We start from the raw sequence: 6,363 nt of genomic DNA, 5'->3' as shown, positions 1-6,363 counted from the left end.
AACCACTTGCGCTTCAGATCTCTCATCAGCGGGAGGCGAATTCTACAGCGTTACCCGCTGTTGTCAACACCTCTTTTTCAACTTCCTTTTGGCTTCGATGAACTGAAGCAACCTGCTGCCGAAAACTGCGTAACTCTTTGTTTACCAAGGAGTTTTCCATTTCGACTGCGCCGGAAGTGGGGCGAATTATAGGCTTCTAAAATTCGCCGTCAACCCCTTATTTCAGGCTTATTCGGATTTGAGCGTAATTCGCGCAAATGCCTTCTTGCCAGCCTGGCAAACGTGGGTCGCACCCAATGCATATATAAAGGTGCGATCAACAACCTCACCATCTATACGCACACCACCGGAACCCAGGAGATCTCGAGCGACAGCCGAGTTCTTCACCAAGCCTGCCTTATTAAGAACAGCGGCGATCGGCATATCTTCAGCAGCAGTCAATTCAATCTCAGGCAGATCATCCGGCAGCTCGCCATCCTTCATGCGGTTACCGGCAGCACGATGGGCGTTGGCCGCTGCCTCTTCACCATGGAAACGCGCAACGATCTCTTCAGCCAGCTTGATCTTGATGTCACGCGGATTTGCACCCGCCTCCACATCAGCGCGGAACGCATTGATCTCATCCATGGAGCGGAAGCTGAGTAGCTCGAAATAACGCCACATCAGCGCATCAGGAATGGAGACCAGCTTGCCGTACATCACACCCGGCGCTTCCTGGATGCCGACGTAGTTGCCCAACGACTTGGACATCTTCTTCACGCCATCCAGACCTTCCAGCAACGGCATGGTCAAAATGCACTGAGCCTCCTGACCGTAACTGCGCTGCAGCTCACGCCCCATCAGCAGGTTGAACTTCTGATCGGTACCACCCAATTCGACATCCGCACGCAACGCAACCGAGTCATAACCCTGGACCAGCGGATAGAGGAACTCGTGAATGGCGATGGGCTGATTGGTGGTGTAGCGCTTATCGAAGTCATCGCGCTCGAGCATGCGAGCCACGGTGTACTGGGAAGTCAGGCGAATGAAGTCGGCCGGCCCCATCTGATCCATCCAGGTGGAGTTGAATGCCACCTCGGTTTTGGCTGGATCCAGAATCTTGAAGACCTGAGTCTTGTAGGTCTCGGCATTCTCGAGGACTTGCTCGCGAGTGAGCGGCGGGCGCGTAGCACTCTTGCCGCTCGGATCACCGATCATGCCGGTGAAGTCACCTATAAGGAAGATCACCTGATGCCCCAGCTCCTGGAACTGGCGCAGCTTATTGATAAGCACGGTGTGACCCAAGTGCAAATCCGGCGCAGTCGGGTCGAAGCCTGCCTTAATACGCAGCGGCTGGCCACGTTTGAGCTTTTCGATCAGCTCGGACTCGACCAACAGTTCTTCCGCACCACGTTTGATCAGCGCTAGCTGCTCTTCAACCGACTTCATAACAGACCCGCAAGGCTCGAATTCAAAGGGGACCAACCATACAAGATCGGGCGTCAAATACAAGGTTTGCCCGGCACACGGAGGCCAATCCACAGACGGAGCGTCCGCAGACTTGCTTCAGAGATGATTTGGTTATATTTTATACAGTTATTTCATCTTCATCATGTCATTCATCTTTTCCAATTCATCTTTTCAAAGTCAAAACACTACTTATGACCAAAGAATCGTCTAAAGCGCCTCCGCTTTACCCGAAGACCCATCTGCTCGCAGCAAGTGGCATCGCCGCCCTCTTGAGCCTGGCGCTTCTGGTATTTCCATCCAGTGATGTAGAAGCCAAAAAGACAACCCTGAGTCTTGAACTGGAAAGCCCTGCTGAACAACTGACACAAGATCAAGACGCTGCTGAAGCCGTTGAAGCCACAAATGAGTCAGCAGCTTCTCCTTTTGCACAGATTGAAAATGGCGCAGAAGAGACTCAGGAAACCGCCGAAGCAGCTCCAGAGCCAGCGCCAGCAGTGGCGAACGTCGAAGAAAAGAAATCGGAAAGCCACCGGGAAGTGATCGTTGCCAAAGGCGATACCCTCTCCACATTGTTCGAAAAAGTAGGTCTTCCAACTACCTCGGTGAATGACGTCCTGGCGAGCGGCAAGCAGGCCAAACAGTTCACTCAGCTCAAGCGCGGGCAGAAACTCGAATTCGAACTGGGCCCGGATGGTCAGCTGACCAATTTGCACAGCAAGGTCAGTGACCTCGAAACCATCACCCTGACCAAGAACGAAAAGGGCTACACGTTCAACCGCGTTACCGCCAAGCCTACCGTGCGCTCGGCCTATGTTCATGGCGTGATCAACAGCTCCCTATCGCAATCCGCGGCCCGCGCAGGCCTGTCTCACAGCCTGACCATGGACATGGCCAGTGTGTTTGGCTATGACGTCGACTTTGCCCAGGACATTCGCCAGGGCGACGAATTCGACGTGATCTACGAGCAGAAGGTGGTCAACGGCAAGGCTGTCGGCAATGGCCCGATCCTGTCCGCACGCTTCACCAACCGCGGCAAAACCTATACCGCCGTGCGCTATACCAACAAGCAGGGAAACAGCAGTTACTACACCGCTGACGGCAACAGCATGCGCAAAGCGTTCATCCGCACGCCGGTGGACTTCGCCCGCATCAGTTCCAAGTTTTCCATGGGCCGCAAACACCCGATCCTGAACAAGATTCGCGCCCACAAAGGTGTCGACTACGCAGCCCCGCGCGGTACGCCGATCAAAGCTGCCGGTGACGGTAAAGTCTTGCTGGCCGGCCGCCGCGGCGGTTACGGCAACACCGTCATCATCCAGCACGGCAACACCTACCGCACGCTGTATGGCCACATGCAGGGCTTCGCCAAGGGCGTCAAGACTGGCGGCACGGTCAAGCAAGGTCAGGTCATCGGCTATATCGGCACCACCGGCCTCTCCACCGGCCCGCACTTGCACTATGAATTCCAGGTCAATGGCGTGCATGTTGATCCGTTGGGCCAGAAAGTAGCGATGGCCGATCCGATTTCCAAAGGTGAACGTGGGCGTTTCCTTGCTCAGAGCCAACCGCTGATGGCGCGCATGGATCAGGAAAAATCCACGCAGCTAGCTTCGGCCAAGCGCTAAGCCATGGCGCTCTACATAGGTGTGATGTCCGGGACCAGCCTTGATGGCCTGGACATAGCGCTGATCGAGCAAGCGCCGGCGATCAAGCTGATCGCCACCCATTACATTCCGATGCCTGATTCACTGCGCGCCGAGCTGCTGGGCTTGTGCGCCAGCGGGCCAGACGAGATTGCCCGCTCCGCAATCGCTCAACAGAATTGGGTAAAACTGGCCGCGCAGGGCGTGAATGCCCTCCTGACTCAGCAGCACATCAAGCCAGAAAGCATTCGTGCGATTGGCAGCCACGGCCAGACCATTCGCCATGAGCCGGCGCGCGGCTTCACGGTGCAGATCGGCAATCCAGCCCTGTTGACGGAGCTGACCGGCATCACCGTCGTTAGCGACTTTCGCAGCCGCGATGTCGCCGCTGGCGGGCAAGGCGCGCCGTTGGTCCCTGCCTTTCATGAAGCCCTTTTTGAGGAGCAGCCGGGGAATCGCGCAGTCCTCAATGTCGGCGGTTTCAGCAACCTCAGCCTGATCGAGCCCGGCAAGCCCGTTGCAGGTTTCGACTGCGGTCCGGGGAATGTGCTGATGGATGCGTGGATTCAACAGCAGCGCGGCGACAACTACGACCGAGACGGCCAATGGGCGGCCAGCGGCAAGGTGGAACCGCTCCTGTTAAAAGCATTGCTCAGCGATCCGTTCTTCGTGACCCAAGGCCCGAAAAGTACCGGTCGTGAAGTGTTCAACCTGCCATGGCTGATGCAGCACCTGTCCCAATTGCCCGCCTTTGCCGCCGAAGATGTCCAGGCAACGTTGCTGGAGCTAACCGCACTGACCATCATCGAATCACTGCAAAGTGCTCAGTTGAACACCCGGGAATTGTTGGTCTGTGGAGGCGGCGCGCGCAACGCAGCATTGATGAGTCGCCTGGCCAGCCTGCTGCCGAACGCAAAAGTCAGCAGCACCGCCGCTTATGGCGTCGATCCAGATTGGGTTGAAGCGATGGCCTTCGCCTGGCTCGCCCACTGCTGCCTCGAAGGCATCGCGGCCAACCGGCCCAGCGTCACCGGAGCCCGTGGATTGCGCGTACTCGGCGCCATCTACCCCGCATAAACGCCGGACAGTAAAACGCCGCAGGGCTGTGAGGCCATGCGGCGTTTTGATGATACCGACGCGCAGATCAGATCGAGAACGATGAACCGCAGCCACATGTAGTGGTCGCATTCGGGTTCTTGATAACGAAACGCGAACCTTCCAGACCTTCCTGGTAATCCACCTCGGCACCCGCCAGGTACTGGTAGCTCATCGGATCGACAACCAGACTCACACCTTCGCGCTCGACAATGGTGTCGTCATCGGCCACTTCTTCATCGAAGGTGAAGCCGTACTGAAAACCTGAACAACCACCGCCCGTAACGAATACGCGCAGCTTCAAGCGATCATTCCCCTCTTCATCGACCAGGCTCTTCACCTTGTGCGCGGCACCGTGGGTGAATTGCAAAGCCGTGGGGGTGAAGGATTCGACGCTCATGCAGACTATCTCCCGGCGTTACGCCGCCATAATGCGTGATGACGCGCATTATCCGCTTCTCCTAGAAAAGCGGTCAACTATTGTTATGGTATATCAACCAATCCAATCGCCGCCCCAGAATGCAAAAAGGCCCGTTCAACGGGCCTTTTTGCTGCTCGGAATAAGCCTTACGGCAACATGCCGGCGTGGGACAGACCCAGGCGCTCATCCAGCCCAAACAGGATGTTCATGTTCTGTACCGCCTGACCCGACGCACCTTTGACCAGGTTGTCGATCACCGACAACACCACCACCAGATCGCCATCCTGAGGACGATGCACAGCGATTCGGCACACGTTGGCACCGCGCACGCTGCGGGTTTCCGGGTGGCTGCCGGCCGGCATGACGTCGACGAACGGTTCGTTGGCATAGCGCCTTTCAAACAGCGCCTGCAGATCGACTGAGCGATCAACCACTGTCGCGTACAGCGTCGAGTGAATGCCACGGATCATTGGCGTCAGGTGAGGAACGAAGGTCAGCCCGACGTCCTTGCCTGCTGCACGACGCAAGCCCTGGCGAATTTCCGGCAAGTGACGGTGACCTTTGACGGCATAGGCCTTCATGCTTTCCGACGTCTCGGAGTACAGCGAACCTACAGAGGCGCCACGACCGGCGCCGCTGACACCGGACTTGCAGTCGGCAATCAGGTGCGATGCGTCGGCCAGACCTGCCTCGAGCAAAGGCAGCAAGCCCAACTGCGTGGCGGTTGGATAGCAACCCGGCACCGCAATCAGGCGCGCCTTCTTGATCTGCTCGCGATTGACTTCCGGCAGGCCGTAGACCGCTTCGTCCAGCAGCTCCGGTGCGCCGTGCGGCTGGCCGTACCACTTGGCCCATTCATCCGCGTCTTGCAGACGGAAGTCGGCCGACAGGTCGATGACCTTGGTCCCGGCCGCCAGCAATTCGCCCGCCAGGGCATGGGCAACACCGTGCGGCGTGGCGAAGAACACCACATCGCAAGCGCCCAGAGTCTTGATGTCCGGAACGCTGAACGCCAGGCCGTCGTAGTGGCCTCGCAGGTTCGGGTACATGTCGGCCACGGCCAGGCCAGCCTCGGATCGGGAAGTGATGACAACCACTTCAGCTTGCGGATGTTGCGCCAACAGACGCAGCAGTTCGACACCGGTGTAACCCGTGCCGCCGACGATACCGACCTTGACCATAAACCTGCCCTCAACGAACCCACTGGAAAGCCGTCGATAATAGGGGCCGCGCGCGCCTGCGACAACCGTCAAGGTGACGTGCGGACGCTCAAGCCTCTACTATTCCCGCTACCGTGAATCCTGGAATAACCAAAATGCTCTATCTGTGGCTCAAAGCTTTTCACATCATCAGCATCGTTTGCTGGTTTGCCGGCCTGTTCTACCTGCCGCGCCTGTTCGTTTATCACGCTCAAAGCGAAGACAGCGTCAGCAAAGAACGCTTCAGCATCATGGAGCGCAAGCTGTACCGGGGCATCATGGGCCCGGCAATGATTGCCACGCTGATCTTCGGTGGCTGGCTGATCAGCCTCAACCCGAGCGCATATTTCACCCAGGGTGGCTGGATGCATGCGAAGTTGACGCTGGTGGTGCTGCTGATCGGCTACCACCACATGTGCGGCGCCCAGGTAAAACGTTTTGCCCGTGGCGAAAACACCCGCAGCCATGTCTTTTATCGCTGGTTCAATGAGGTTCCGGTTCTGATATTGCTGGCAATCGTAATTCTGGTCGTGGTTCGGCCGTTTTAAATCCTACT

Annotated in this window: 6 protein-coding genes; 3 read left to right on the top strand and 3 right to left on the bottom strand. The window is 57.4% G+C overall.

Translation table 11 applies throughout. The annotated features are described in order from the left end of the window. Positions 1-228: 228 nt before the first annotated feature. Entirely contained in the window at positions 229-1,428 is a 1,200-nt protein-coding gene (tyrS, locus tag CKW19_RS27455; protein WP_095061583.1) for a tyrosine--tRNA ligase, read from the bottom strand. Positions 1,429-1,640: 212 nt separating this feature from the next. Here tyrS and CKW19_RS27450 point away from each other — a divergent pair, with 212 nt between their 5' ends. Beyond that, positions 1,641-3,074: a peptidoglycan DD-metalloendopeptidase family protein gene (locus CKW19_RS27450; protein ID WP_095061581.1), complete on the top strand. Its 1,434-nt coding sequence runs from the start codon at positions 1,641-1,643 to the stop codon at positions 3,072-3,074. 3 nt (positions 3,075-3,077) lie between these two features. Beyond that, a complete protein-coding gene (locus CKW19_RS27445; RefSeq protein WP_095061579.1) occupies positions 3,078-4,169 on the top strand; it encodes an anhydro-N-acetylmuramic acid kinase in 1,092 nt (363 codons plus the stop codon). 67 nt (positions 4,170-4,236) lie between these two features. On the opposite strand, the gene erpA is transcribed toward CKW19_RS27445, so the two are convergent. Together erpA and argC are read right to left on the bottom strand one after the other, a co-directional pair. Continuing rightward, positions 4,237-4,587, bottom strand: coding sequence for an iron-sulfur cluster insertion protein ErpA (erpA, locus tag CKW19_RS27440; protein WP_027617200.1), 351 nt, complete (start codon positions 4,585-4,587; stop codon positions 4,237-4,239). 167 nt (positions 4,588-4,754) lie between these two features. Beyond that, positions 4,755-5,789 carry an N-acetyl-gamma-glutamyl-phosphate reductase gene (gene argC, locus CKW19_RS27435; RefSeq protein WP_095061577.1) on the bottom strand — a complete coding sequence of 345 codons (1,035 nt, stop codon included), beginning with the start codon at positions 5,787-5,789 and terminating at the stop codon, positions 4,755-4,757. A 134-nt stretch (positions 5,790-5,923) separates the two neighbouring features. Here argC and hemJ point away from each other — a divergent pair, with 134 nt between their 5' ends. Beyond that, positions 5,924-6,355 carry a protoporphyrinogen oxidase HemJ gene (hemJ, locus tag CKW19_RS27430; RefSeq protein ID WP_095061575.1) on the top strand — a complete coding sequence of 144 codons (432 nt, stop codon included), beginning with the start codon at positions 5,924-5,926 and terminating at the stop codon, positions 6,353-6,355. Positions 6,356-6,363: the final 8 nt, after the last annotated feature.

Source organism: Pseudomonas sp. Irchel s3f7 (assembly GCF_900187615.1).
In the GTDB taxonomy this organism is placed as follows: Bacteria; Pseudomonadota; Gammaproteobacteria; order Pseudomonadales; family Pseudomonadaceae; genus Aquipseudomonas.
The sequence above is the reverse complement of the archived record's forward strand: the minus strand, read 5'-3'. Positions and strand labels throughout refer to the sequence as shown.